Annotated in this window: 22 protein-coding genes and 4 tRNA genes; 22 read left to right on the top strand and 4 right to left on the bottom strand. The window is 38.9% G+C overall.

Annotation, left to right across the window (positions count from 1 at the left end; all coding sequences use genetic code 11):
* Nucleotides 1-24: 24 nt before the first annotated feature.
* A complete protein-coding gene (locus OLM45_RS00305) occupies nt 25-1,056 on the top strand; it encodes a cytochrome-c peroxidase (protein WP_264510990.1) in 1,032 nt (343 codons plus the stop codon).
* 2 nt (nt 1,057-1,058) lie between these two features.
* Entirely contained in the window at nt 1,059-2,015 is a 957-nt protein-coding gene (locus tag OLM45_RS00300) for a transporter (protein ID WP_264510988.1), read from the top strand.
* Nucleotides 2,016-2,044: 29 nt separating this feature from the next.
* Here the strand turns inward: OLM45_RS00300 and OLM45_RS00295 are convergent, their stop codons facing one another.
* Both OLM45_RS00295 and lysS read right to left on the bottom strand, forming a co-directional pair.
* Nucleotides 2,045-2,380, bottom strand: coding sequence for a hypothetical protein (locus OLM45_RS00295; RefSeq protein ID WP_129461588.1), 336 nt, complete (start codon nt 2,378-2,380; stop codon nt 2,045-2,047).
* Between the two features lie 64 nt (nt 2,381-2,444).
* A complete protein-coding gene (lysS, locus tag OLM45_RS00290; RefSeq protein WP_264510986.1) occupies nt 2,445-4,133 on the bottom strand; it encodes a lysine--tRNA ligase in 1,689 nt (562 codons plus the stop codon).
* A 153-nt stretch (nt 4,134-4,286) separates the two neighbouring features.
* On the opposite strand from lysS, the gene lipB reads away from it, so the two are divergent.
* A complete protein-coding gene (lipB, locus tag OLM45_RS00285) occupies nt 4,287-4,982 on the top strand; it encodes a lipoyl(octanoyl) transferase LipB (protein ID WP_264510984.1) in 696 nt (231 codons plus the stop codon).
* Here the strand turns inward: lipB and OLM45_RS00280 are convergent.
* Nucleotides 4,979-5,584: a ribonuclease HII gene (locus OLM45_RS00280; protein ID WP_264510982.1), complete on the bottom strand. Its 606-nt coding sequence runs from the start codon at nt 5,582-5,584 to the stop codon at nt 4,979-4,981. The two genes, lipB and OLM45_RS00280, sit on opposite strands and share 4 nt — an antisense overlap.
* A 200-nt stretch (nt 5,585-5,784) precedes the next feature.
* Between OLM45_RS00280 and OLM45_RS00275 the strand changes: the two genes are divergently transcribed.
* The 5 genes from OLM45_RS00275 to OLM45_RS00255 all read left to right on the top strand — a co-directional run bounded on the left by OLM45_RS00275 (nt 5,785) and on the right by OLM45_RS00255 (nt 16,004).
* Nucleotides 5,785-8,832 (top strand): SusC/RagA family TonB-linked outer membrane protein, encoded by a 3,048-nt coding sequence (locus OLM45_RS00275; protein WP_264510980.1) that lies wholly within the window; start codon nt 5,785-5,787, stop codon nt 8,830-8,832.
* A 12-nt stretch (nt 8,833-8,844) separates the two neighbouring features.
* A complete protein-coding gene (locus OLM45_RS00270; RefSeq protein WP_264510977.1) occupies nt 8,845-10,440 on the top strand; it encodes a RagB/SusD family nutrient uptake outer membrane protein in 1,596 nt (531 codons plus the stop codon).
* A 109-nt stretch (nt 10,441-10,549) separates the two neighbouring features.
* Nucleotides 10,550-12,409: a S8 family peptidase gene (locus OLM45_RS00265; protein WP_264510975.1), complete on the top strand. Its 1,860-nt coding sequence runs from the start codon at nt 10,550-10,552 to the stop codon at nt 12,407-12,409.
* A 211-nt stretch (nt 12,410-12,620) separates the two neighbouring features.
* Nucleotides 12,621-14,486: a putative porin gene (locus OLM45_RS00260; protein ID WP_264510973.1), complete on the top strand. Its 1,866-nt coding sequence runs from the start codon at nt 12,621-12,623 to the stop codon at nt 14,484-14,486.
* Between the two features lie 156 nt (nt 14,487-14,642).
* Nucleotides 14,643-16,004: a pyridoxal-phosphate dependent enzyme gene (locus OLM45_RS00255; RefSeq protein ID WP_264510971.1), complete on the top strand. Its 1,362-nt coding sequence runs from the start codon at nt 14,643-14,645 to the stop codon at nt 16,002-16,004.
* A gap of 31 nt (nt 16,005-16,035) precedes the next feature.
* Here the strand turns inward: OLM45_RS00255 and OLM45_RS00250 are convergent, their stop codons facing one another.
* Entirely contained in the window at nt 16,036-17,688 is a 1,653-nt protein-coding gene (locus OLM45_RS00250) for a PNGase F N-terminal domain-containing protein (protein ID WP_264510969.1), read from the bottom strand.
* A gap of 93 nt (nt 17,689-17,781) precedes the next feature.
* Here OLM45_RS00250 and OLM45_RS00245 point away from each other — a divergent pair, with 93 nt between their 5' ends.
* From OLM45_RS00245 to nusG, 14 genes are all read left to right on the top strand, one after another.
* Nucleotides 17,782-19,053, top strand: coding sequence for a DUF2851 family protein (locus OLM45_RS00245; protein ID WP_264510967.1), 1,272 nt, complete (start codon nt 17,782-17,784; stop codon nt 19,051-19,053).
* Between the two features lie 28 nt (nt 19,054-19,081).
* Nucleotides 19,082-19,303 (top strand): PspC domain-containing protein, encoded by a 222-nt coding sequence (locus tag OLM45_RS00240; protein WP_129461579.1) that lies wholly within the window; start codon nt 19,082-19,084, stop codon nt 19,301-19,303.
* A 4-nt stretch (nt 19,304-19,307) separates the two neighbouring features.
* Nucleotides 19,308-20,180 carry a ComEA family DNA-binding protein gene (locus OLM45_RS00235; protein WP_264510965.1) on the top strand — a complete coding sequence of 291 codons (873 nt, stop codon included), beginning with the start codon at nt 19,308-19,310 and terminating at the stop codon, nt 20,178-20,180.
* A 27-nt stretch (nt 20,181-20,207) separates the two neighbouring features.
* Nucleotides 20,208-21,380, top strand: coding sequence for an acyl-CoA dehydrogenase family protein (locus OLM45_RS00230; RefSeq protein WP_129461577.1), 1,173 nt, complete (start codon nt 20,208-20,210; stop codon nt 21,378-21,380).
* Nucleotides 21,381-21,589: 209 nt separating this feature from the next.
* Nucleotides 21,590-21,784 carry a 30S ribosomal protein S21 gene (gene rpsU, locus OLM45_RS00225; protein WP_073364309.1) on the top strand — a complete coding sequence of 65 codons (195 nt, stop codon included), beginning with the start codon at nt 21,590-21,592 and terminating at the stop codon, nt 21,782-21,784.
* A 69-nt stretch (nt 21,785-21,853) separates the two neighbouring features.
* Nucleotides 21,854-22,747, top strand: a complete 894-nt coding sequence (locus OLM45_RS00220; RefSeq protein WP_264510963.1) for a tyrosine-type recombinase/integrase — start codon at nt 21,854-21,856, stop codon at nt 22,745-22,747.
* Between the two features lie 30 nt (nt 22,748-22,777).
* Nucleotides 22,778-23,080: a ribosome hibernation-promoting factor, HPF/YfiA family gene (gene hpf / locus OLM45_RS00215; RefSeq protein ID WP_129461575.1), complete on the top strand. Its 303-nt coding sequence runs from the start codon at nt 22,778-22,780 to the stop codon at nt 23,078-23,080.
* Between the two features lie 91 nt (nt 23,081-23,171).
* Nucleotides 23,172-23,245: transfer RNA gene (locus OLM45_RS00210), tRNA-Thr, on the top strand.
* Nucleotides 23,246-23,293: 48 nt separating this feature from the next.
* Nucleotides 23,294-23,378, top strand: a tRNA-Tyr gene (locus tag OLM45_RS00205).
* 73 nt (nt 23,379-23,451) lie between these two features.
* Nucleotides 23,452-23,523 (top strand) — tRNA-Thr (locus OLM45_RS00200).
* A gap of 55 nt (nt 23,524-23,578) precedes the next feature.
* Nucleotides 23,579-24,766 (top strand): elongation factor Tu, encoded by a 1,188-nt coding sequence (gene tuf / locus OLM45_RS00195; RefSeq protein WP_129461574.1) that lies wholly within the window; start codon nt 23,579-23,581, stop codon nt 24,764-24,766.
* Nucleotides 24,767-24,831: 65 nt separating this feature from the next.
* Nucleotides 24,832-24,902, top strand: a tRNA-Trp gene (locus OLM45_RS00190).
* Between the two features lie 18 nt (nt 24,903-24,920).
* Nucleotides 24,921-25,115 (top strand): preprotein translocase subunit SecE, encoded by a 195-nt coding sequence (gene secE / locus OLM45_RS00185; protein WP_129461573.1) that lies wholly within the window; start codon nt 24,921-24,923, stop codon nt 25,113-25,115.
* Between the two features lie 13 nt (nt 25,116-25,128).
* Nucleotides 25,129-25,680, top strand: a complete 552-nt coding sequence (gene nusG, locus OLM45_RS00180; RefSeq protein ID WP_264510961.1) for a transcription termination/antitermination protein NusG — start codon at nt 25,129-25,131, stop codon at nt 25,678-25,680.
* Nucleotides 25,681-25,712 lie beyond the last annotated feature (32 nt).

Raw genomic sequence — 25,712 nt, 5'->3', positions numbered from 1 at the left:
TGACGCCTTATTTTCTTTTTTATCATGAAAAAGTTAGTAGTAATTATGATGATTGGAATGCTTTACAGTTGTTCCAATCAAGAGGTCTATGTAGATGTGCCGTTAGCTTTTAATAAGCCGTCAAATTTTCCTGACATAGTTTACAATTTGCAGAATAATCCTCCCACTCAGGCCGGATTTGAACTGGGGCGAAAATTATTTTACGAAGGACGATTATCTTCGGATGGATTGGTGTCCTGCGGATTTTGTCATATTCAAGCCGATGCTTTTACGCATCACGGACATTCCATCAGTCATGGTGTCAATAATGCACAAGGAACGCGGAATTCACCACCTATTCAAAATTTAGCCTTTCAAACGGCTTTCATGTGGGATGGTGCTACCACGCACCTGGATTTACAACCCATTATTCCGTTTACGAGTCCGATTGAGATGAACGGAAATTTTGATGCAGCATTGACCATGATGAAGTCGGATGTTACCTATAAAAAGATGTTTAAAAATGCCTTTACAGACGGGAAAATCAATTCCGAAAATATGCTAAAAGCATTGGGTCAATTTATGACCATGATGGTTTCTTCCAATTCGCGGTTTGATAAATACCGAAGAAATGAATTGGGTGGCGAATTAACTGCCACGGAATTGGCGGGATATGCCGTTTTTAATCAAAAATGTGCGACCTGTCACGCGACCGATTTATTTACCGATAATAGTTACAGAAATAACGGTTTGCCTATTAATCCACAAGTGAATGATGTGGGGCGTTATCGGGTAACCGAATTGGAATCAGATCGCTATAAGTTTAAAGTGCCCAGTCTTCGTAATGTTGAGTTGACAGCACCGTATATGCATGACGGGCGATTTTTTACCTTGGAAGGAGTTTTGGAGCATTACAATTCGGGAATGGTCAATACGCCTAATTTAGACCCGCTTTTCACAACGGGTGCTACATTAGGAATTCCTTTAAATACTACCGAGAAATCGCAATTAATTGCTTTTTTAAAAACCTTAACGGACATGGAATTTATTCATGATGTTCGTTTTTCAGAATTTTAGTTATGAAAAAAATATTTTTTTTGTTTTTCACGGTTACGGTTATGCATGCTCATGTGAAAGACACTCTGCCTTTTCCGAGTCCAACTGCTTTTCAATCTTTCAAGTTTACCATGGACGATTGTGATTCTTGTGGATGTTCCGCCAGTGGAGGCAGTATGGGCTTTGGTTCGTTACTTAATGCAAATTATTTAGGAATGCGTTATTTGTACCAATTTTATCGTACAAATGATGGATTGTATTCCAATTCCCCTTGGTACGATGAACAATACAATACGCTCCAAGTGTGGAGTCGGTTGCCATTGGGTAAAAAAATACAGGTTTCAGTTTTAGTACCGTATCATTTTCACCAACGCCAAACCAATACGGGTTCGCAGTCCATGCAAGGGTTAGGAGATATTACTTTATTGGGTAATTATCGAATATATCAGAATTTAAAAAAAGATAGTCTGACCGTTCAACACACCTTTATCGTTGGGGGTGGTGTAAAAATGCCTACCGGAGTTTTTGACCAAGCAAACAACGGAAGTGTCAATCCGGGGTATCAATTGGGAACAGGGAGTTGGGATGCTATTTTTTTAACAGATTATACTCTTCGCTACAGGCAATTTGGAGTGAATGCCGTGATGAATTATACAAATAAATCCGAGAATTCAAAAGGCTATCGTTTTGGGAATCAATTTAATTATGCGGGAACACTTTATTATATCTGGAATAAAGATAAAATGACTTTGGCACCTCAATTAGGAGTAAGCGGAGAAGTTTATGCGCACAATTACCAACACGGTCAAAAGTTGAAAGAAACGAATGGCTCGGTTTTATTTTCTAAAATTGGATTTGAAGCCGGAATAGGGAAGTGGTCTTTAGGCGCGAATGTAATGTTGCCTTTGCATCAAAATTTAATGGCAGGTAATGTGAATGCTCGAAGTCGTATCGGAATTAATTTGAATTATGCATTATAAAAAAAGAGGTCTACTACTGACCTCTTTTTTTATTTTTTATATACCATGATTTTGTTGTATAAATCTTTGTTAGCTTCTAGCTTAGCGCGTTGTTCTTCATTCAATCCCCACCATAATTTTTGAGCATACATATCAAAAATTTCTTTCTTTTTAGCTTCATCAGTAGTGCTTGCAATTTCTTGGGCGCGAAGTACAAATAAGGTAGCATAACTACTTTTTAAGTTGTCGTCCATAGGAACTGCTTTACTCAATGCTTCAATTTCAGAGGCAGCAACCACTTTAGGATTGGCTGTTTCCGTAGTTTTTTGAGCAGCTGCGATTTGGACTGCAAAAAACGTAAACAGGGCTATAGCTATTTTTTTCATAATTATCTTTATTTGGATGCTAATATAAAAATAAAATCCTTAGGATGAATAATGTGAGTGAAATTTAAACGAGTTGAACTGTTTTGCTTTCACCATCTACTACCACTTTAGTTAAGCCGTGTTTTGCTAAACCTTTCATGGCAGCGTCCCATTTTTTCCCACTTAATTGTGATTTTTCTTTTAAAACACCAAGCGGTTGATTGTCCTCTGCTTTTAAAAATCCGATAATTAATTTTTCATCTTCCGTCATTTCTACTTGTTTTTTCTCAGGTCGCATTTGAGGGAAGAAAAGCACTTCTTGGATAGAGGCGTTATTTGTTAAAAACATGATTAAGCGGTCCATTCCAATTCCTAAACCAGAAGTTGGAGGCATACCATATTCAAGGGCTCGCAAGAAATCTTGATCGATAAACATCGCTTCATCGTCTCCTTTTTCGGCCAATTTTAATTGGGCTTCAAAGCGTTCACGTTGGTCGATAGGATCATTCAATTCAGAATACGCATTGGCAATTTCTTTTCCGCAAACCATCAATTCAAAACGTTCCGTCAAATCAGGGTTGTCACGGTGTGATTTACACAAAGGTGACATTTCTTTGGGGTAATCTGTAATAAAGGTCGGCTGAATGAATTGACCTTCGCATTTTGCGCCAAAAATTTCATCAATTAATTTGCCTTTCCCCATTGTTTCATTCACCTCAATGCCCATAGATAAAGCCGCTTCGCGCAATTCTTCTTCTGATTTTCCAGTAATGTCAAATCCGGTGAAGTTTTTAATAGCGTCTGTCATGGTGACACGCGCATAGGGTGCTTTAAAATCAACTTGATGTTCTCCAAATGTTGCTTGCGTAGTGCCATTAACTTGTAAGGCACAATATTCCAATAAATTTTCGGTGAATTCCATCATCCAGTTGTAATCTTTGTAAGCTACATAGATTTCCATCGCTGTGAATTCGGGATTGTGTGTGCGGTCCATTCCTTCGTTGCGGAAGTTTTTGGAAAATTCGTACACTCCATCAAAGCCACCAACGATCAATCGTTTTAAGTACAATTCATTAGCAATACGCATATATAGAGGAATGTCTAATGAATTATGGTGGGTAATAAATGGTCGGGCAGAGGCACCACCCGGAATGGATTGTAATACAGGAGTTTCAACTTCCATGTAACCCGCTGTATTGAAATACGTACGCATGGCGTTGAATAATTTGGTGCGTTTGATGAAAATATCTTTGACTTCTGGATTCACCACCAAGTCAACATAACGCATACGATAACGCAACTCGGGGTCGGAGAATTTGTCATACACCTTGCCTTCTTCATCAACTTTGGGCATGGGTAGCGGGCGGAGTGTTTTACTCAAAAAAGTGAAATGGTCCACGCGAATGGATTTTTCGCCCACTTTCGTTAAAAACAATTCACCTTCTATTCCGATAAAATCACCCAAATCGGTGAGTTTACGAAAAACGGTATTGTACATGGTTTTATCTTCACCGGGACAAATAACGTCGCGGTTAAAATACAACTGGATGCGACCTTCGCTATCTTGTAATTCGGCAAAAGCGGCTTTCCCTTGATCACGAACACTCATCAAACGACCGGAAACAATTACCTTCTTCCCTTCTTCAAACGATTCTTTCACCTGTTTGGAAGTATGGTCCACAGGAAAAAGTTGAGCGGGATAAGGATTTATCCCCAAGGTACGAAGTTGGTTGAGTTTGTCTCTACGAATGAGCTCTTGTTCGGAAAGTTGCATAGAATTATTTTTAGCGTGCAAAGATAAATTATTAGTCAAAAAGAATCAATATTCAGAACAGATTAATTGGGTTATATAGATAAGGTTTCATTTTGCGCGATCAGGAAATGGCTTTTCGTATCTTTGCCGTAAAGAATTTGATTCAAAAATAACATGAATAAAAAGGTGCAACTTCAAAATTTAGGGCGTAAAGATTACAAGGAAACATGGGATTATCAGGAGGAGTTGTTTTCTAGTATCGTTGCAGATAAATTGCAAAAAAGGACACAGCCTGATATTGAAACAGCGAATTATTTTCTTTTTGTAGAGCACCCGCATGTTTATACATTGGGCAAAAGTGGTGATTTCTCTAATTTATTATTGAGTGAAAAACAATTAGAAGCTAAAGGAGCCAATTTTTACAAAATTAATCGGGGCGGAGATATTACTTATCATGGACCTGGTCAAATTGTGGGTTATCCCATATTAGATTTGGAGAATTTTTTCACAGATATCCATAAGTACTTACGATTATTAGAGGAAGCGATTATCATGGTTCTGGCAGATTACGGTTTAAAAGGCGTGCGTAGTGATGGTGAAACAGGCGTCTGGTTGGATGTAGGAACTCCTTTTGCTCGAAAAATTTGCGCTATGGGCGTGCGCGCCAGTCGTTGGGTGACCATGCATGGATTTGCTTTAAATGTAAATGCCGATTTGGGGTATTTTGATAATATTATTCCTTGTGGGATACGTGGTAAAGGTGTGACGTCTTTACATGTGGAATTAGGTAGGGCAGTGGATGAATTGGAAGTACAACAAAAAATAATCCGCTATTTTTCACAGCTTTTTGAAGCCGAGATTATTAATTAAATACCGAAATCCAGACTAAGTTGGTCGGGTAATAAGCGAAAACTTTTACGGTGGTATTTTGTGGTGCCGTAATTTCGAATGGCTTCTCTATGTTCTTCTGTAGGGTAGCCTTTATTTTTTTTCCAATTGTACATAGGATATTCTTCATGAATACGATCCATGTAGGCATCTCTTTCGTTTTTGGCCAAGACTGAAGCAGCGGCTATGCTCATGTATTTGGCATCTCCTTTTACAATCGTTTGAAAAGGGATGTCAAGAACGGGTTTAAATCGGTTACCATCGACAATAATAAATTGCGGTTGGGGTTGCAATTTTTTAATGCATTCCTGCATGGCTTTTATGGAAGCGTTTAAAATGTTGATTTCGTCAATGATTTCGGGTTCGAGATGAACAACGGCAAAGGATAAAGCTTGGGTTTCAATTTCCGGATGTATTAAGTGTCTGATTTTTTCAGAAAGCTGTTTGGAGTCGTTAAGTTGTTCTATGGAAAATTCCGGTTTTAAGATAATAGCAGCTGCGGTGACGGGTCCGGCCAAACAACCTCTTCCGGCTTCGTCGGTGCCGCATTCGAATTCAAAATCGGAAAAGTTAAATTTTAACATAACGTAAACAGAAATAAATTCTTAAAATTTTGACGCAACCTTTTGTAATTATTTACATCTTTAAAATGTGTTGCAACCACAAAGTTAAGCTATGTCTGATAAACTTTAACAATAGAAAACGGTAATATTCCGAAGTATTATTTGTTTTTTTAAGAATTAATTAGGAAGTTTGCGGAATAACTAACTCAAATAAATTTAATATGAGATCGAAGTTCAAATGGATTTTTACGCTATTCATGGCGTTAACAATGCAGTTTTCATTTGCACAAGAGAAAACTGTTACGGGTACAGTTTCCGATAGTAAGGCTACATTGCCTATGGCTAACGTGAAAGTTAAAGGTACCAACAATGGTGTGCAAGCTGATATGGAAGGTAACTTCTCTATCAAAGCAAAAGTAGGAGATGTACTTGTTGTTTCTTTTGCAGGTTATGAGTCAAAAGAAGTAAAAGTAGGTGCAGCTAACAGCTACAAAGTTTCGCTTAAAGAAGAAGCGCAAGTTTTGAAAGAGGTTGTTGTACAAGGGTACAAAACCATTGCTAAAGAAAAAGCAGTTTCTTCTTCTGCTTCAGTATCTAGTAAAACTATTGAAAACCGTCCAAATGCAAACGTAATGAATACGTTGCAAGGTCAGTTAGCAGGGGTTAACATTACTGCAGGTACTGGACAGCCGGGAGCAAAATCAACAGTAATCATTCGTGGTTTGGGTACAATTAATGGTAACTCAGATCCATTGTATGTAATTGATGGTTTCCCGACTAATGCGGACAACTTCCGTTCAATCAACCCTAATGATATTTCAAATGTAGAGGTGTTGAAAGATGCTGCTGCAGTAGCGGAATATGGTTCTAGAGGTGCAAATGGGGTTGTTGTAATCAAAACCAAAAAAGGTTCTTTTGGTCAAGATGCTAAAACTTCATTCCGTTATACTTCTCAAATTGGTATGACTGAATTGCAAACACCTCGTTATAACTACGCTAATTCTAGAGAGTTATTAACTATTGAGAAAAACTATGGTGTTGGTAGAGGTTCTACTTTAACAGATGCAGAAATTGCAGCTTATAACGTAAATACGGATTGGGTAAACTATTTCTTTAGAAAAGGGACTTCCGTTTCTCACAATTTAGCTATTGAAAATAGTGCTAAAAACATCAACTCATTTACTTCTGTTGGTTATTTTGATCAACAAGGGGTTTTGAATACGACTGGTTTAAAGCGTTTTACTTTAAGAAATAACATTAATGGAAAATCCAATAATGAGAAATTCAACTATTCGGTAAATACAGCTTTAGGTTTCTCTAAAAATAATGAAGCAACGAATTTAGGAGGTGGTGCAGTAAACCGTAACTATGCGTTAGGTGCTTATGCTTCTGTACCTTATGTTTCTCCTGATGAATACCAAAATTCTCAACAATTATTTGATTTGTATCAAGCAGATGGTACGTTGTTATACACACCATTATTCTTGGTTGACAAATTAAAAACATATACGAATTTAACTGATGAGATGCGTATGAACGTGTCTACAGAATATTCTTATAAGTTGTTAAAAGACTTAACTTTAAGAGGTAGATCTTCAGGTGAGTTGTTAACTACTCGTTTCCAACAGTCTGAGCACCCAATTTCTTTTAATGCGTTCTTGTTCTTAGCTGCAGGTCAGCAATATGGTGGTTTCGAAGATACTAACGCACGTCGTGAGTTCCGATATAACCAATTATGGCAAGTGGACTACAGCAAGTCGTTTGGTAAACATACTGTAGATGCAGACTTAAACATTGAGTACAACCACTCAAGAGTGCAAACAAACAATATGCGTCAACGTGGTTTGAATCCTCAAACTTTCGTTCCGGGTACAGGTGCGGGTTATTTAACTGATACGGCTGCTAATGACTTTTATGCTCCACAGATTTCAGCTTCTAACTTGCGTTTGAACATGATTTCATATTTTGGTTCTTTAAGTTATGATTACGATAGCAAATACGGTTTAGCAGCATCGATTCGTAAAGACCAATCAAGCCGTTTCTTGAAAACAAATAATGCTTCAAACTTCTGGTCATTAGGAGGTCGTTGGAATTTAGATAAAGAAGGATTTATCAAAAACAACTTGAAGTTTGTAAATATGTTGAAATTAAGAGGGTCTATCGGTACAGTAGGTAACCAACGTGTTGTTGATGGTACTGAATATGCAGGTATTATCCCTCCAGGATTTGCGGATATCTATTCATTAGCCAACAACGTTTACAACAGTGGTACAGGTTACGGAATTAGTTTTGGTTATCCTAACTTACGTTGGGAAACAACTAAACAATCTAACATTGGTTTCGATTTCGAAATGTTCAATAGAAGATTCCGTGGTACTTTTGATTACTACAACAAAAAAACAACTGATTTGTATTTAGGTAAACCAGTTTCTCCTTATGTGGGTACAACAAGTATTACACAAAATACTGACGCTTATGTATTAAACAAAGGGGTTGAGTTAAATCTTGCTTATGATTTAATTAAGAAAGATGACATGACCTTAACATTAAGAGGAAATGGTAGTTATAACCGTAACTTAGTAGGCGGATTACCTGGAACTGGTAAAATTCAAGTGGGTACGCAACCTGTTTACGTTACTCAAAATGGAGGGTTAATCGATGAACCTGTAGTATATCACTATGTTGGTGTTAACCAATCAAATGGTAACATGTTATTCCAAGCAGCTGATGGAACAATTACTGAAACGCCACAGGCAACCGATGCTGTAGCATCTGGAAAAAATAGAATTCCTGTTTACCAAGGAGGTTTCGGATTTGATTTTGATTATAAAGGTTTCTTTACTTCAGCAACATTCACGTATGCGTTCCGTGTTTGGAGATATGACTATGACTATCAAAACTTATTTGATCCAACTAACTTAGGTCAATTTACAGTAGGTTCTGAGTTGTTAAATGCTTGGACTCCAACAAATACTAATACTGATGTACCTTCATTAACAGCTTCTAACTATGGTGCTGTTGATAATTCAGATAAGTTTTTAATGGATGCTTCTTATGTTCGTTTAAGAAACTTGCAATTAGGTTACAGATTACCTAAGAAATTAATCGAAAAAACATTCATGAAAGACGTTTCGATTATGGTTCAAGGTGAAAATATCTTCAAAATTACAAGATGGAAAGGTTTCGATCCAGAAAGTGATCGCGATGCGGATGTTTACGGATATCCAACGCCTAGAATTTACACTTTGAGTCTTGATATTAAATTCTAAAAAAAATTGAAAATGAAAAAAGTACTTTTATTAATGTCAATCTTCACAGGTACAATGTTTGTATCGTGTGATGAAGGTTTGTTAGAACCATTTACTCCAGGTGCATTGACAGAAGATGTAGCAATTCAAACATCTACTGATTTACAAGGGTTAATGAATTCTACCTATGCCAATATGTTTTCTCGTGAAGACGCTGTGTTTACTTCAGTATTCACTGATGAGGCAGGTATTGGTTTTGCTAATGGAGGACAAGGTATAACTGATGATTATATCTTTTTCATGAATACTGCTGCTGCAGCTCCAAATAACATTTGGACAACGGCTTATTTTACTTTATCTCGTGCAAACCGAGTTATTGCATTTGCAGATCGTATTTTACCAAATGCTGTGGATGCTGATGATGCAGATAAAATTAACCGTTTGAAAGCAGAAGCTTTAGCTGTTCGAGCTTATTGTCATTTGAAATTAATGTCTTATTTCTCTACAGATGTAAAAGATAATAATGCATTAGCAGCAATCTTAGCAGATCGCGTTATTCCTTCTACGGAAACGAATTTACAACGTGCTACTAATGGTGTATTCTATACTTCAATTCATGCTGATTTAGATGCTTCAATTGCATTATTCAATGGATTGGGAGCTAACGCTTACAACGGTATCACAAATAGAACGTATTATGCAAATGCTAACTTCGCAAAAGCGATGAAAGCAAGAGCGTATGCTTTAAAAGGAGATTATACTAATGCTGAAACTTGGGCTGATACTGTAATTTCTACATCTGGTGTTGCTTTAGCGAGTACTTCAGAGTATACTAAAGTGTTTTGGACAGATAACGAAGCTGCAAATACTGAGGTTTTATTCCGTTTAAGAAGAACTCCAGCACAAAACAGCCAAGGTACAAATATGCACAATGGTTGGTGTTCAGTTCGTCCTAATGCTACAGGTTCTCCATTCTATGAAGTAAGCCGTGCATTGTTCAACTTGATGAATCCATCAAACGTTCCAGCAAATCAATTCAATACGATTTCTGATATTCGTTTAAGAACAATTACAGCTCCTTCTTCTGTAGTTGATGCTGCATATGCAACTTCTGCCGATTACAGAAATACGGATAAATTAATCATTCAAAAATACGGTGGTGCTGCTACAGGAACTCCATGGGCTTCAACTGCTGCTAATGGTAATAATAACGATTACAAAGTAGCTCGTATTTCTGAAATGTATTTAATTAAAGCAGAAGCTCGTGCTGCTGCTGGTGATTTAACAGGTGCTGCAAATGCAATTAAATCTATTTTGGATGCTCGTAATGGTTCAGCACAAACTGCTCCTACTTTTGCTAGTCAAACCGCTGCATTTGCTGAAATCTTAAAACAAAGAAGAATCGAGTTTGCTTTCGAAGGTTATCGTTTTATCGACTTAAAACGTTTAGCTTCAGCTGCCGGAGTTACTTCTTTAGATAGAGATCCTGCTGATTATAGTTCTAGCTCTGCTAACTATCCTGCAGCTAATCCATCAAACTTACCAATGAATAGTTACAAATGGGCTTTGCCAATCCCACAAGTTGAGATTAATGCAAACTCTGTAATTACTCAAAACCCGAATTACTAAGAATTAGTTATTCTATATAGTTAAAGGCCGAATATTTTATTCGGCCTTTTTTTATTTTGTTAACGTTTGATACAGAACTCTTTTTTTATATTTGAAGAAAATTACCACTATGAAAAGAATATTTCCTTTCCTTTTGTGTGCCTCTTTTGTTTTTGCTCAAAATTCAGAAGAAAGACAAAAGATTGTTTCAAAAACTAATCCCTATAAAAAAATCGAATTAACGGATAAGATAGCTTTAGAAGCAAAAAAGAATGCTGACGAAATTCAAGCTTATCTTCTTCAATTTCCCAATACACCCAATCCTCAAAATATTCAGTTTATATGGGATGGTAAGCCTGTTTATTATTCGCCTGATTATAATGCAGATTCAGTTGCAACATTAAGAGCGAATTCAATGTATCCTGGAGGGGTGCTAGGTCTTAATGTCACAGGAAGCGGTATGACTGTTGGGGTCTGGGATTCTGAAAAAGTAAGAACTACTCACAATGAATTAACAGGTCGTGTAACGGCTATGGATAATGCAACAGTACTTAATACGCATGCTACACATGTTACAGGAACTATTATTGCTACAGGTGCTGTAAATCTTAATCGCAGAGGTTTTGCGTACCAAGCACAAGCACGTACCTATGATTTCTCAGGAGATATTGGAGAAATGAATGGATTTGCTGGAGAAGGATTTTTGGTTTCAAATCATTCCTATGGACTAGTAGCTTCTAATTTATCCAATTACATGTTTGGTCAATATACTTCACAATCCTACAGTACAGATGAAGTTTTATACAATTATCCCTACTATCAAATAGTGAAATCAGCAGGGAATGATCGCGGTACAACAACCTTATCGCAAGTACAACAAAAACAAGGGTATGATTTGTTAACGGGCATGTCATGTGCGAAAAACGTATTAACCGTTGCTGCGGTAGAAGTGGATCTTGATTATACCGGACCAGAGAGCGTAATTATGGCTACTTTTAGTAATTATGGTCCCACGGATGATGGTCGGATTAAACCCGATATCGCTGCCATGGGGGTTATGGTAAATTCTTGTATTTCAACCTCCGATGCGGCATATGGTTTTCTTTCAGGAACCTCCATGTCATCGCCAGCTATTACAGGCCTTATTACCTTATTGCAAAAGCACTATAGCAATTTAAATAACGGCAATTTCATGTTGTCGTCCTCGGTGCGTACTCTATTATGTCAATCTGCGCGTGAAGCAGGAGGGAATAACGGTCCCGATTATGAATTCGGTTGGGGGTTGGCCGATGGTTATGCTGCGGCACAAATCATTTCAGGAAACAATTCCAATGCAATTTTGAATGAAATAACCTTAAATAACGGTCAAACTTTTACCCGTACTTTCACCATCAATTCAACCCAAGATTTGAATGTGGCTATTGGATGGACAGACCCAGCAGGTCAAGTTAATTCGGGTTCTACTCCAGATGTACGTACACCTCGATTGGTAAATAATTTAGATTTAAAAATCATCAAAGACGGTACAACGTATTATCCTTGGAAAATGAATCCTGATGATGTGTACGCTGCTCCAACAAATGATTCCGATAATGATGTCGATAATATTGAACGAATCAATATCTACGGTGCTACACCAGGTGTGTATACCATTCAAGTTACCCACAAAGGAACACTAACAGGTGGCTCACAAGATTTTTCTTTGGTGGCTTCTGGTTCGGCAGGACTAAATTTGGCTACCCAAAATTTTGAATCCGACAATACATTTTTTGTATATCCAAATCCTGCCACAACGGAAATTCATTTCAATAACCCAAAAGAGCTTACTTTGAATAGTGTAAATATCTATGATATCACGGGTAAATTGGTTGCACAATCCAGTTCAATTGTAAACAACACCGTTGATGTAAGTGCTTTACAAAGCGGAATGTATATGGTAAAAATCAGTTCTGAAAACGGCATCTTTGTTCGTAAATTCTCCAAAAAATAATTTGGTGTTATTATAGCCAACTCCAAAACGCCTATTTTAGGCGTTTTTTTTTGCTCCAAATTTTTGTTAAATCCGTCGCGACTCATAAACATTGTCTATTTTTGCCAAGTTGATGAAAACCATATTAATGAGAAATCTAATCATAGTTATTTGTTTCTTTTACTCGATTTTTTCTTTTGCCCAAAATCAAGAAGAAAAACCCGTGAAAAGTATGATTAAAACTACCGAGGAAAAAGCAAAAGAAGCAGCCCGTAAAGCCCCAATTTCTTGGTACAAAATCTATTCTCTTGAAAAAGACACCACTATTGTTGATACCACATTAACAATCAAAAAATATTACCAATACAATTACCAACGCAAAGATCGCTTCGGGCAATTGCAATACCCCAATGAAGGTCAAACCTATTCCTATTTGGATTTTAGCCAACAAATGAATTCCACGTTTCCTGAAATGGGTTTCAAAGGCAAACATTACGGATTTATGGAAGCCAACGATATCCGTTACTACCATGTTCCAACTCCCTTATCCGATATTTATTTTAAAACTGTAATGGAGCAAGGACAGTCCGTTGATGCTTTGGTAGCGATCAATACGTCCAAAAATGTAAATGTATCGGTAGCGTTCAAAGGACTTCGGTCGTTGGGGAAATACATCAACCAATTGTCAAGTACCGGAAATTTCCGTTTCACAACGTCCTATCGTATGCCTTCAGGTCGTTATACAATCAACGCTCACTTTGCAGGGCAAGATTTTTTAAATGGGGAAAATGGCGGAATTACTACTCTCTCTAATTTTGAAGGGAATGAAGCCATTTATAATAACCGTGCCCGTTTGCAAGTCTACCTCACCGATGCATTCAGTGTATTAAAAAGTAAGCGCCTCTTCTTTGATCATGCCTTGCGCATCAATACCAAGGACGCCCAAAATAATCTGGTATTATTGCACCGATTCAATTACGAACACAAATATTTCGAATTCAATCAAGCGACACTTTCGACTACATTAGCAGGTGAAACCACCTCTACTACCTTTAATCGCTTTGGCGATGCCGCAACGACTTCTAATATTAATGATCAACTGACCTACGATAAATTGTATAATCGAGTCGGAATTCAATTCGAAAACAAAACTCTCGGAATGCTTCGGGGTTTTATCGAGCAATTCAATTATTTCTACAATTTTCCCGGTGCAAAAACAGTGGGAACCGTCGAAATTCCCGGTCAACTCAAAGCGTCTATCGCTACCATTGGCGGTGAATACGAATACCGTAAAGGCGCATGGAAAGGAATCGCAACTCTTTCCAATTCCTTTACTTCACAATCCCTACGCAATTTTGAAGTGAAAGCGCGCTATACCGTAAACGACAAGAACAATTTTGTATTCCAATACCAAAACCAAAGTAAATTACCCAACAACAATTATATCCTCAATCAAAGCAGTTACAACAACTACAATTGGTTCAATAGTTTTAAAAATGAGAAATTCAACACGTTAAAAGCCGAAGCCAATACCCAATGGTTGCATGCTTCGCTTCAGGTGTCTAATATCTCCGATTTTCTTTATTTTCAAGATACCCAAAACGTTTCCAATCAACAGCTTGTCACACCCCACCAATTCGCCGAAAGTATTAATTATCTCGCGGTTAAAGTGGATCGCGAGTTCAAGTTCAGAAGTCTGGGTTGGGACATTACAGCACTCTACCAAAAGGTAGATCAAAGTCAGCCCGTACTCAACGTACCCGAACTCACCTTCCGCAGCAGTCTTTTTTATTCCAATCACTGGTTCAATCGCGCCATGTTCGTGCAAACTGGAGCTACCGTCAACTATTTCACAAAATTCTATGCCAATGATTATAACCCAATCCTCGGTGAATTCTTTGTGCAAACCCAAAAGGAAATCGGGAATTTCCCCGTGGTCGATGTGTTCTTCAATGCACGCGTGCGCCAAACCCGAATTTTCTTGATTGCCGAACATGTGAACTCACTCTTCGGGAAAAATAATTACTACGCTTCCCCCAGCATGCCGTACCGCGATTTTATTATTCGCTTCGGCTTCGTGTGGAACTTTTTCCAGTAATTTTTTTAAGGACCTATTTCCTGCTATCCGCTATATCCCTCCACTTCGTTGCGGGGATGCCGCTCCTATCAGGGGTAGGGGCTGTGTAATTCATAGACGACTAATTGCATAAACTATTGGCAAATTCCTATCTTTGCTCGCTTAATTTTTTGTACAATGAACTATTCAGAAAATATATTAGGAACCATCGGGAATACACCGCTTGTGAAATTGAACAAAGTGGTGGAAGGGATTGATGCCTTGGTCTTAGCCAAAGTGGAAACCTTCAATCCCGGGAATTCCGTAAAAGATCGAATGGCACTTAAAATGGTGGAAGACGCCGAAGCCGACGGTCGCTTAAAACCTGGAGGAACAATTATCGAAGGAACTTCAGGCAACACCGGAATGGGATTGGCATTAGCTGCCATCGTCAAAGGGTATAAATTGATTTGTGTGATCTCTGACAAACAATCCAAAGAAAAAATGGACATCCTACGTGCCGTTGGCGCCAAAGTAGTGGTTTGCCCTACTGATGTTGAACCTGATGATCCGCGTTCGTATTATTCGGTTTCGCGTCGTCTTGCCGAAGAAACACCTAACGCTTGGTATGTCAACCAATACGACAACCCCAGCAACGCTATCGCGCATTACGAACAAACAGGTCCAGAGATTTGGGAACAAACCGATGGGAAAGTAACTCATTTTGTCGTAGGTGTAGGCACTGGCGGAACGATTTCAGGGGTAGCGAAATATTTAAAAGAGAAAAACCCCAATATCAAAGTGTGGGGAATCGATACCTACGGTTCGGTATTTAAAAAATACCACGAAACCGGCATCTTTGACGAGAATGAAATCTATTCGTACATCACCGAAGGTATTGGTGAGGATATCTTACCCAAAAACGTGGACTTCAGTTTGATCGATGGCTTTACCAAAGTGACCGACAAAGATGCTGCAGTCTACACGCGTAAAATTGCTTTGGAAGAAGGAATCTTTGTTGGTAATTCGGCAGGTTCTTGTATCAAAGGATTACACCAATTAAAAGAACACTTCAAACCCGAAGACGTTGTGGTTGTTTTATTCCACGACTCGGGGAGCCGTTATGTAGGGAAAATGTTCAACGACGATTGGATGCGCGAGCGCGGTTTCTTGGATGAAGAAATCACCAAAGCCGAAGATGTAATCAAAGATCATTTGGATAAACCTTTAGTTACCGTTCGTACCGAGGAATTGGTTTCGCATGCTATCGATCGCATGCGTAAATATAAAATTTCTCAAATTCCGGTAATTGACACTACCGGATTTGTGGGTTCCGTGGACGAAACCGATTTATTCCGTAGTTATGTTGCTGACAAAGATGTGGCCAACAAACCGATTCGCGAAGTGATGAGTCAGCCGTATCCTATTGTGAATGCTGCGGCACCTATTGAGGAAGTTTCAAAATTATTCTCGAAAGACAATCAAGCGGTCTTAGTAGAATTGCCCAATAAGAAATTCCACATTATTACCAAACATGATATTATCGGTTCGATAAAATAAAAACAAAGGCTGTCTTTCCCGACAGCCTTTTTTATTTTCCTAATAACACCCCCGAAACATTCCAAGCGCTAAAGCTGTTGCCTTCGGTTGCGCCTTGTGGGATAATAACCTGAAGGGTGTGTTTTCCCGCTTTTAAATTACCCAAATCAATATAATAAGGATATGTAACCATTCCGGGACACCAATTGGATCTACTGTAGTCTGAAGAAGAAAGTCCGTTGTTGAAATTCCCCGAAGCCGGATTAAATAAACGGTACGAACCACAATCCTCGCGCCATGGGGTTACTTGAAAGACTTCCTTTCCATCCAAAAGTATCGTATTCTTCTTCGGAACAAATTCGTCCCCATTTTCCCAACCGCCATGACCTGTTGTGAGGTAACGCAAACGAGCGTTGGTAAGGTCTTTCTCCAAGGTGAATTCAACCACTAAACCTTTTTCATGATTGAACAAGGTCCCGTATTCTTGACCCGCCATTTCCATAATGTTCACCGTATTGAATAACGGCATCACCACACCGTGTCGGTTGGGCGCTTCCTCTTCAGGGTGGATAGTAATATTCATCGAAATTTTATGGCCGCCTTTATCATAATTCCCAATAAAAGCACCCACATAAACTTCTTTCCCTGAATAAGCCGAAACCAATTCACTGATGTCTTGGCGGTAAGGAACTTGCGTATGCCAAGATTTGTCTTTCAATTCGATATGATTGTACTTTTGAATACCAAAGGGAGTGAAAAAGCGCATCAATTCGATAAGGGGTTGAAACTGATCAGTAGCCACAATGCCTTGGTATTTTTTACCATTGCCGTTTTCATAGATGGGTAAGGTATTCGCACCCTGCTGCAATCCATCCCATAACGATTGCTTTTTATCCATAGGAATAATAAACACTGAACCGGTTCGGTCATAGGCATCACCGTTCGATTGTTCGACTAAATCCAAAAACACTTGACTTCCGGATTTAATTTCTGGAAATTTGATTTTACGAACGGCTATTGTTCCATTCGCAAAACGAAAAATACTGTCGTTGGAGGTAGAATTGTCCGAGAAATTTAGAATTTGATCCTTAAAAATCGGAATCGTTGTAAACCGACTTTTCCACAACATATCGCGATAGCTCAATAGGTCTAATGGTTTTTGAGCAATTTCTAGGGTTACAGGGGATTTACTTTTTTGTTTTTCGATTTTAATTGCCGTCGTATAAAAATTTCCATTGCGTCCAATTTCCAGGACGAGTCCGAGATTTTGTCCCAAAGTCGAGGGCGAACCTTTCACACCCAAAGCATCGGTATACCACAATTCCAGCGTATTGGAATTGATAATGGTTTTAGCCTTCTTACACGGATAGCCCAAAATGGTTTTGGTTTCGGGAAGCAGTTCAAAGGTTTGTTTGGCTAAGGCAATACTATCGACTGTAAGCGCCGTACGTTTTTCACCCAAATACCCTTTTTGATAGATTTTTTGTTGGGTATGATTCACCCAAGTTTCTTCAAATGGAAAAGCCGCTTTGCGGTCTTGAATGGAGGCTGTCGTAATTAACGTGGCGTTTTTATCGGTAAAAACAAGAGTCAAATCTTGGGGTTCGATGACTTTTCCGTTTGAGGCTTTTTGGTAAGTGATTTTATACGATTGGGCCGTTGCCAATTGCAGCGCGATCAAACAGAAGAATGTTATTTTTTGCATGGGTTTCCTTTTTTACAAAGATAAAAATTGGTTTTGCATGTGGAATTTTTTTAACTTCGTGGTTTCGAGACCATTTAGATTTTTATACGCCTTATGAAAGAAGATTTTTTGCACCACGTGTGGCGCTTTAAGCGTTTTGACGTTACACAATTATATACGACTTCGGGAGATTCCATTCAATTACTTCGAACAGGAGACTATTTGCAAACCGAAGGCCCCGATTTTTTTAATGCCCAACTCATCATTGGTTCCCAAAAATGGGCCGGAATGGTTGAAATCCATTTGAAGTCATCGGATTGGTATGCCCACCATCATGAACAAGATCCCAATTATGAAAATGTCATCCTACATGTGGTTTGGGAACATGACATGCCTGTATACCGAAAGAACAATACCGAGTTGCCTGTTTTGGAATTAAAGAATCGGGTTGAAGTAGGATTGCTCAACAACTATCTCGATTTGATGCAACGCAGAGAGTGGATTTCCTGTGAGCGTGAATTGCCATTTATTCCCCAGTTTGTTTTGCAAAATTGGCTAGAGCGGTTGTATTTTGAGCGATTAGCACGAAAATCAGAACCTATTTTGAAATTGTTGGAGGAGTATCAAAACGATTGGGAGTCGGTTTTGTTTGTGTTGCTCGCCAAGAATTTCGGATTGAACACCAATGGCGAAGCGTTTGCGCAAGTGGCACAATCCATACAGTTTTCAGTTATACGAAAAGAAGCCTTGGAAGTGCATTATTTGGAAGCCTTGCTATTTGGACAATCCGGTTTGCTTCCCGACGAACCCATGGATGTGAACACCCAAGAGTTGGTCGATTGGTATGCTTTTTTGCAACTCAAATACCGTTTGGAGAAACCGCAGGTGAATGTGCGTTTTTTCAAATTACGACCGGATAATTTTCCAACAATTCGATTGGCGCAATTGGCCATGGTTTACCACAAACGCAGGCATTTGTTTCAATCGGTATTGGAAAGAAACAGTTTGGAATCGTTGATTGACTTGTTTCAAGTTGGCGTGAGTACCTATTGGGAAACGCATTACAACTTTGATAAACCTTCACAGAAAAAGAAGAAACAATTGTCGGAATCGTTTATTCATTTATTACTCATCAACACTTTACTTCCTTTAAAGTTCGCTTATGCGCAACACATGGGCAAGTTTGAGGCAGAAGCGCAATTACTCTTGTTACAACATATTCCTCCAGAGAAAAATAGCGTGCTGGAAAAATTCAATCAATACGGAATTCAGGCAACAAATGCCCAACAATCACAAGCGTTAATCGAATTGAAAAAACAGTATTGTGATGTGAAGAAATGCTTGAATTGTTCGATTGGAATCGAGTTGTTAAAAAGAAATACGTAATTTTGAAAACAGAAAATTGAACAACCTGATGATAACGGATCTACGTCACTTTTTTGAACGACATGGCTTTTATGTATGCTCCCGCTTGGCGGATAAGTTGGGCATGCGCGCTACCAATGTTCGTTTGTTCTTCATCTACATTTCCTTCGTGACGGCAGGATTGGGTTTTGGATTGTACCTAACCATGGCTTTTATCTTAAAATTAAAAGATTTGGTGCGCGGGAAACGATCCTCAGTTTTCGACTTATAATGTCATGAACTTTATTTTTATACGCCAATTTATTCATTATACAAAAAGTCAACGCCTCGGAATTTTAAGTTTACTCATGACCATCTTTGTCTTGCAAGGAATTTACTTCTCGGGTGTATTGGAGCCCGAACTCGAGCCTGTTCCCCAAAATATCCAACAATGGTTAGCGGATACCCAGGAAAAGGATACCTTAGTAAAACAATATAAAAAACAACCGGTTTATCTGTTTAACCCCAACTTTTTAACCGACTATAAAGCCTACAAATGGGGAATGTCAACCCAAGAGTACCAACGTTTGGTCGATTTTCGAAAGCAAAATAAGTATGTGAATTCCGCGCAAGAATTCCAAACCGTTACACAAGTGCCCGATGCTGTGTTAAACAAAATGAAAGTGTATTTTAAGTTTCCAGCGTGGGTAAATGCAAAATCGAAACAGGAAAAGTTTATTTTCAATCAAAAGACATTCGTTGAAAAAAAGATGGTACCCAAAGACATCAATGCGGCTACTGCAGAGGATTTTGTTGCGATTCGCGGAATCGGTGAGGTGCTGGCAGAACGAATTTTGAAGTACCGAAGTTCGCTAGGCGCTTTTGTCTCCATGGAACAGTTGGACGAAGTGTATGGATTAAAACCCGAAGTGATCACGGAGCTCAACGAGCATTTTACCCTTTTAAAAGCCCCTGATGTGGTCAAAATTAAGATTAACGAAGCGACAATCAAAGAGTTAGGTCAGTTTCCGTATTTCCGGTATCCCGTGTCCCGAAATATTGTGGCATATCGCAGTATGAATGGGGATTTAACTATTGAGGAATTAACAAATGTCAAGGGAATAAATTTGGAAAAATTAAAAATTATTGCGCTATATTTGGAATTCTAAAAAAAGACACTAAAAAAACGGATAAAAATGAGTTCAGTATACTTTACAGAAGAACACGAATTGTTTCGCGCAAGTTTTAAAGATTTTTTGCAGAAAGAAGTAGTGCCTCATATTGAAAAATGGGAAAAGACCGGCACCATTGAGCGCTTCATCTGGAAAAAATTTGGAGAAATGGGCTTTTTTGGATTGCGTTATCCAGAAGCGTATGGGGGGATGAATTTGGATTTGTTTTACACCGTAGTTTTTTTAGAAGAATTACAAAAAATCCATTCTTCTGGATTTGCGGCGGCGATGTGGGCCCATGCTTACTTAGCCATGACGCATTTGAATGCAGAAGGAAGTGAGCGCATTAAACAAGATTATTTGGCGCCGAGTATTACGGGGGATAAAATTGGTGCTTTGTGTATTACCGAACCTTTTGGAGGAAGTGATGTAGCAGGTATGAAAACGACCGCAGTTAAAAAAGGCGACAAGTATATCATCAACGGATCGAAAACGTTCATTACAAATGGGGTGTATGCCGACTATTATGTAGTGGCCGCCAAAACAAGTCCGGAGCAAGGAAACAAAGGAATCAGTATCTTTTTGATGGATACAAATTTACCAGGCGTTTCTGCGACAAAATTGGATAAATTGGGTTGGCGTGCATCGGATACGGCTGAGATTGCTTTTGATAATGTCGAAATTCCGGCTGAAAATTTAATGGGTGAGGAAGGTAAAGGTTTTCCTTACATCATGCAGCACTTTGCTTTGGAGCGACTGGTGATGGCGATTAACGCTCATGCCCGCGCGGAATATGCTTTGGATTACACTATTGATTATATGTCCAAGCGTGAAGCTTTTGGAACAACTATAAACAAATTCCAAGCCTTGCGTCATACATTAGTGAATCACGCCACGGATGTGGAGCATTGTAAAATTTTCAACTATGCGGCTACGGCGCGTTTGAATCAGGGCGAATATGTGGTGAAAGAAGCTACAATGGCCAAATTGAAATCGACTAAAGTAGCTGACGAAACGATCTACAGTTGTTTGCAGATGTTGGGTGGATATGGGTATATGGAAGAATATCCGTTAGCTCGATTGTTACGTGACAGTCGTTTGGGTCCGATTGGTGGTGGAACTTCAGAGATCTTGCGTGAGATTTTGTCGAAGATGATTATTGATCAGAAAGATTACCAGCCGGCGGTAAAGGAATAAGATAGGAGCAGGGATTGCGTGAGGGGTGGAAGCGGAAAGCCCGGCTGCGAAGCAACGGACTTGCAGCGAACGACCCGACCCCGACAGGGAACTGGAGAGGTGCAAAAACGCGATTCGGGGGCACGCCCAAAAAAAAGTAAAAATTATAATTTATAATTCAAAATAATGTTTACCTTTGCGCCCACTAAATGAAGGGAGGTGTCCTGCTTATGTTAATTATACCTATTAAAGACGGAGAAAACATTGATAGAGCTTTAAAGCGCTACAAGAGAAAATTTGATAAAACCGGAACTGTACGTCAGTTGAGAGCGCGTCAAGCGTTTACGAAGCCATCCGTGGTTCGTCGTGCACAAATCCAGAAAGCTCAGTATATCCAAGGATTACGTGATGCAATGGAAGGATAGTCAATAGTTCCTATCAAAAATACAACTGCTGTACTGAAGTTTTCATAACTTTGTTACAGCAGTTTTTTTATGGAAAATTTGAACGCATTTCGGGAGTATTTGGCGCTGGAGAAAAAGTATTCGACGCATACGGTGATGGCCTATGAAAATGATTTGCTGTTTTTTCGGCAGTATTTAGTAGGGGCGTATGCTACTGATCAACTCGAAACGGCGCAGTATTCCATGATTCGGAGTTGGATTGTGAGTTTGGTTGATGACGGTATTTCGACCACGACCATTAATCGAAAAATAGCTTCTTTAAAAGCCTTTTACAAATTCTTATTGAAAACGGGGCAGTTGGAGGTGAGTCCGCTCCTGAAACACAAAGCCTTAAAAACTCCAAAAAAAGTACAGATTCCTTTTTCTGAAAACGAGTTGGATTTGGTGTTGAATCAGTTGCGATATCCCGACGGATTTGAAGGTGTGCGGGACAAGTTGATTATTGATTTGTTTTACACTACGGGCATTCGTCGTGCGGAATTGATTGGGTTGCAAGTGAAAAATGTGGATTTAGGAAGTGGTGTGATTAAGGTGTTGGGGAAAAGAAATAAGGAGCGAATTATTCCGCTATTGCCCATTATCGTTAAAGAAATTGAAGTGTATTTGAAGGAACGTGCTGACTTAGAAGTGATTGTTGATGAGGGGTATTTCTTTTTGATGTTAAAAGGCGTTAAATTGAATGAATCGTTTGTGTATCGATTGATAAATTCGTACTTTAGTAATGTCTCCGAGAAGGTAAAAAAGAGTCCGCATGTGTTGCGACATACGTTTGCGACTCATTTGCTGAATAAGGGGGCGGATTTAAATTCAGTTAAAGAGCTGTTAGGACATTCCAGTTTGGCGTCGACGCAAGTGTACACGCACAATAGTTTGGCAGAATTGCAAAAGGTGCATGGCACTGCGCATCCCCGTAACCGGAAGTAGCTCGCAAGTGTAACCTTAAAAATTAGAAGTATGAAGGTAAATGTAAATGCTGTAAACTTTTCAGTAGATCGTAAGTTGGTTGATTTCATTCAGGTTCGTTTGGATAAATTGGAAAAGTTTTTTGACAAGATTGTTGCTGCCGATGTGTTTTTGAAAGTAGATAATACGAGTGAGAAAGAGAATAAGTGTGTGGAGGTGAAAATTCATGTGCCGGGAGATGATTTTGTAGTAAAAAAACAGTGTAAAACTTTTGAGGAAGCGGCGGAGTTAGCAGCTGAATCACTTGAGCGATTATTAGTTAAACGGAAAGAGAAAATCCGTTCCCATATTTGATGAAATTTTTTTCAAAAAAATATTTTGATAGAAAAATAAATTCCCTACATTTGCAGTCCGTTAGAAATAGCGGACTTTTTTATTGAATATTGCCGGTGTAGCTCAGCTGGCTAGAGCAGCTGATTTGTAATCAGCAGGTCGTGGGTTCGAGTCCCTCCATCGGCTCTTTGAAATACTGAAAATACTGTTTTGGCTTCGGCTAAAACTTGGCTAGGGGAGATACTCAAGCGGCCAACGAGGGCAGACTGTAAATCTGCTGGTTACACCTTCGCAGGTTCGAATCCTGCTCTCCCCACCATTAAAAGTTTAAAAGTTTCAAGTTTCAAGTTTTAAAACCTGAAACTTCAAACCTGAAACAAAAAAACTTTACCGCCGGTGTAGCTCAGGGGTAGAGTGCTTCCTTGGTAAGGAAGAGGTCACGGGTTCAAATCCCGTCATTGGCTCAAATTTGAATTATTTGAACACTAATAAATATAACTAAGTTAAAAATTAATTAAAATGGCAAAAGAAAATTTTAGTCGTACCAAGCCACACCTTAATATTGGTACGATTGGTCACGTTGACCACGGTAAAACTACATTGACTGCTGCAATTACAAAAGTATTGTCTGATGCTGGTTATTGTCAAGCGAAATCATTTGATCAAATTGATAACGCTCCTGAAGAAAAAGAAAGAGGTATTACTATTAATACTTCTCACGTAGAATATGAAACTGCTAACCGTCACTACGCTCACGTTGACTGTCCAGGTCACGCGGATTACGTTAAGAACATGGTTACAGGTGCTGCGCAAATGGACGGTGCTATCTTAGTAGTTGCTGCTACAGATGGTCCAATGCCACAAACTCGTGAGCACATCTTATTAGGACGTCAGGTAGGTATTCCAAGAATCGTTGTTTTCATGAACAAAGTGGACATGGTTGACGATCCAGAATTGTTGGAATTAGTAGAAATGGAAATCCGTGATTTATTATCATTCTATGAGTATGATGGAGATAACGGACCAGTTGTTCAAGGTTCTGCTTTAGGTGGATTGAACAATGATCCAAACTGGGTTCCTAAAATCATCGAATTAATGGAAGCTGTTGATGCTTGGATTGAAGAGCCTGAGCGTGATGTTAACAAACCATTCTTGATGCCAGTTGAGGACGTATTTACAATTACAGGTCGTGGAACTGTTGCTACAGGTCGTATCGAAACTGGTGTTGCAAATACAGGAGATCCAGTTGAAATCATCGGTATGGGTGCTGACAAATTGACTTCTACAATTACAGGGGTTGAGATGTTCCGTAAAATCTTAGACCGTGGAGAAGCTGGAGATAACGTAGGTTTATTGTTGAGAGGTATTGACAAAGCTGATATCCGTCGTGGTATGGTTATTTGTAAGCCAGGATCAGTTAAGCCACACGCTAAATTCAAAGCTGAGGTTTATATCTTGAAAAAAGAAGAAGGTGGACGTCACACTCCATTCCACAACAACTACCGTCCACAGTTCTACGTACGTACAACTGACGTAACAGGTACTATTTCTTTACCTGCAGGAGTTGAGATGGTTATGCCTGGTGACAACTTAACAATCACTGTTGATTTGTTAAGCCCAATCGCTCTTAACGTAGGTTTACGTTTCGCTATCCGTGAGGGTGGTCGTACAGTAGGAGCTGGTCAGGTAACTGAAATCTTAGACTAATTCTTAAGAATTAAATAAAATAACCAGCAGAGTGTCTGTTAGATAACTCTGCTGGTTTTTAATAAACGGGTGTAGTTCAAGGGTAGAATAGCGGTCTCCAAAACCGTTGATGGGGGTTCGAATCCCTCCACCCGTGCAAAAAAGATACAATACGATGAAAGTATTCCAATATTTTTCAGAGTCTTTTGAAGAATTGAAATCAAATGTAACTTGGCCAGAATGGGCAGAAGTACAAAAGTTAACTATTGTGGTGGCTTTGTTTTCTGTGATCTGTGCTTTAGCAACTTGGGGTGTTGACGAATTATGTTCGAAAGCAATCACTGGTTTTTTCAATTTAATTAAAGGATAATCTCTACAGTACAATGGCTGATACAAGTGTGAAAAAATGGTATGTGGTACGTGCCGTAAGCGGTCAGGAAAATAAAGTTAAAAACTATATTGAAACTGAAATTAACCGTTTAGGTATGGCTGATTATATCTCGCAAGTTCTTGTGCCTACTGAAAAAGTGGTTCAAGTTCGTGACGGGAAAAAGATAGCTAAGGATCGTGTTTACTTTCCGGGTTATGTAATGATTGAAGCCAACCTTACCGGTGAAATTCCACACATTATTAAATCCATTACCGGTGTTATCGGTTTCTTGGGTGAAGTAAAAGGAGGAGATCCTGTACCACTTCGCTTGTCAGAAGTAAACCGTATGCTTGGTAAAGTGGATGAATTGGCTGTTAATGTTGATACACAATCGATTCCTTACAAAATGGGTGAAACGGTCAAAGTTATTGACGGTCCATTCAATGGGTTTAACGGAACGATTGAAAAAATTAACGAAGAGAAGCGTAAACTTGAAGTAATGGTGAAAATTTTCGGAAGAAAAACGCCATTGGAATTAAGTTTTATGCAAGTTGAAAAAGTATAATAACAATTAATTATAATCCTACATCTACGCTT

Source organism: Flavobacterium sp. N1719, assembly GCF_025947045.1.
Taxonomy (GTDB): domain Bacteria; phylum Bacteroidota; class Bacteroidia; order Flavobacteriales; family Flavobacteriaceae; genus Flavobacterium; species Flavobacterium stagni.
The sequence above is the reverse complement of the archived record's forward strand: the minus strand, read 5'-3'. Positions and strand labels throughout refer to the sequence as shown.

Bases quoted from the DNA above. Each gene is read 5' to 3' on its own strand.
- OLM45_RS00260 (WP_264510973.1), top strand. From the start codon at position 12,621: ATGATTAAAACTACCGAGGAAAAAGCAAAAGAAGCAGCCCGTAAAGCC.
- hpf (WP_129461575.1), top strand. From the start codon at position 22,778: ATGAAGGTAAATGTAAATGCTGTAAACTTTTCAGTAGATCGTAAGTTG.
- OLM45_RS00235 (WP_264510965.1), top strand. From the start codon at position 19,308: ATGAACTTTATTTTTATACGCCAATTTATTCATTATACAAAAAGTCAA.
- OLM45_RS00300 (WP_264510988.1), top strand. From the start codon at position 1,059: ATGAAAAAAATATTTTTTTTGTTTTTCACGGTTACGGTTATGCATGCT.
- tuf (WP_129461574.1), top strand. From the start codon at position 23,579: ATGGCAAAAGAAAATTTTAGTCGTACCAAGCCACACCTTAATATTGGT.
- OLM45_RS00245 (WP_264510967.1), top strand. From the start codon at position 17,782: ATGAAAGAAGATTTTTTGCACCACGTGTGGCGCTTTAAGCGTTTTGAC.
- OLM45_RS00270 (WP_264510977.1), top strand. From the start codon at position 8,845: ATGAAAAAAGTACTTTTATTAATGTCAATCTTCACAGGTACAATGTTT.
- OLM45_RS00255 (WP_264510971.1), top strand. From the start codon at position 14,643: ATGAACTATTCAGAAAATATATTAGGAACCATCGGGAATACACCGCTT.
- OLM45_RS00240 (WP_129461579.1), top strand. From the start codon at position 19,082: ATGATAACGGATCTACGTCACTTTTTTGAACGACATGGCTTTTATGTA.
- OLM45_RS00275 (WP_264510980.1), top strand. From the start codon at position 5,785: ATGAGATCGAAGTTCAAATGGATTTTTACGCTATTCATGGCGTTAACA.
- OLM45_RS00250 (WP_264510969.1), bottom strand. From the start codon at position 17,688: ATGCAAAAAATAACATTCTTCTGTTTGATCGCGCTGCAATTGGCAACG.
- lipB (WP_264510984.1), top strand. From the start codon at position 4,287: ATGAATAAAAAGGTGCAACTTCAAAATTTAGGGCGTAAAGATTACAAG.
- lysS (WP_264510986.1), bottom strand. From the start codon at position 4,133: ATGCAACTTTCCGAACAAGAGCTCATTCGTAGAGACAAACTCAACCAA.
- OLM45_RS00230 (WP_129461577.1), top strand. From the start codon at position 20,208: ATGAGTTCAGTATACTTTACAGAAGAACACGAATTGTTTCGCGCAAGT.
- OLM45_RS00295 (WP_129461588.1), bottom strand. From the start codon at position 2,380: ATGAAAAAAATAGCTATAGCCCTGTTTACGTTTTTTGCAGTCCAAATC.
- OLM45_RS00265 (WP_264510975.1), top strand. From the start codon at position 10,550: ATGAAAAGAATATTTCCTTTCCTTTTGTGTGCCTCTTTTGTTTTTGCT.
- OLM45_RS00305 (WP_264510990.1), top strand. From the start codon at position 25: ATGAAAAAGTTAGTAGTAATTATGATGATTGGAATGCTTTACAGTTGT.
- rpsU (WP_073364309.1), top strand. From the start codon at position 21,590: ATGTTAATTATACCTATTAAAGACGGAGAAAACATTGATAGAGCTTTA.
- OLM45_RS00280 (WP_264510982.1), bottom strand. From the start codon at position 5,584: ATGTTAAAATTTAACTTTTCCGATTTTGAATTCGAATGCGGCACCGAC.
- OLM45_RS00220 (WP_264510963.1), top strand. From the start codon at position 21,854: ATGGAAAATTTGAACGCATTTCGGGAGTATTTGGCGCTGGAGAAAAAG.
- secE (WP_129461573.1), top strand. From the start codon at position 24,921: ATGAAAGTATTCCAATATTTTTCAGAGTCTTTTGAAGAATTGAAATCA.
- nusG (WP_264510961.1), top strand. From the start codon at position 25,129: ATGGCTGATACAAGTGTGAAAAAATGGTATGTGGTACGTGCCGTAAGC.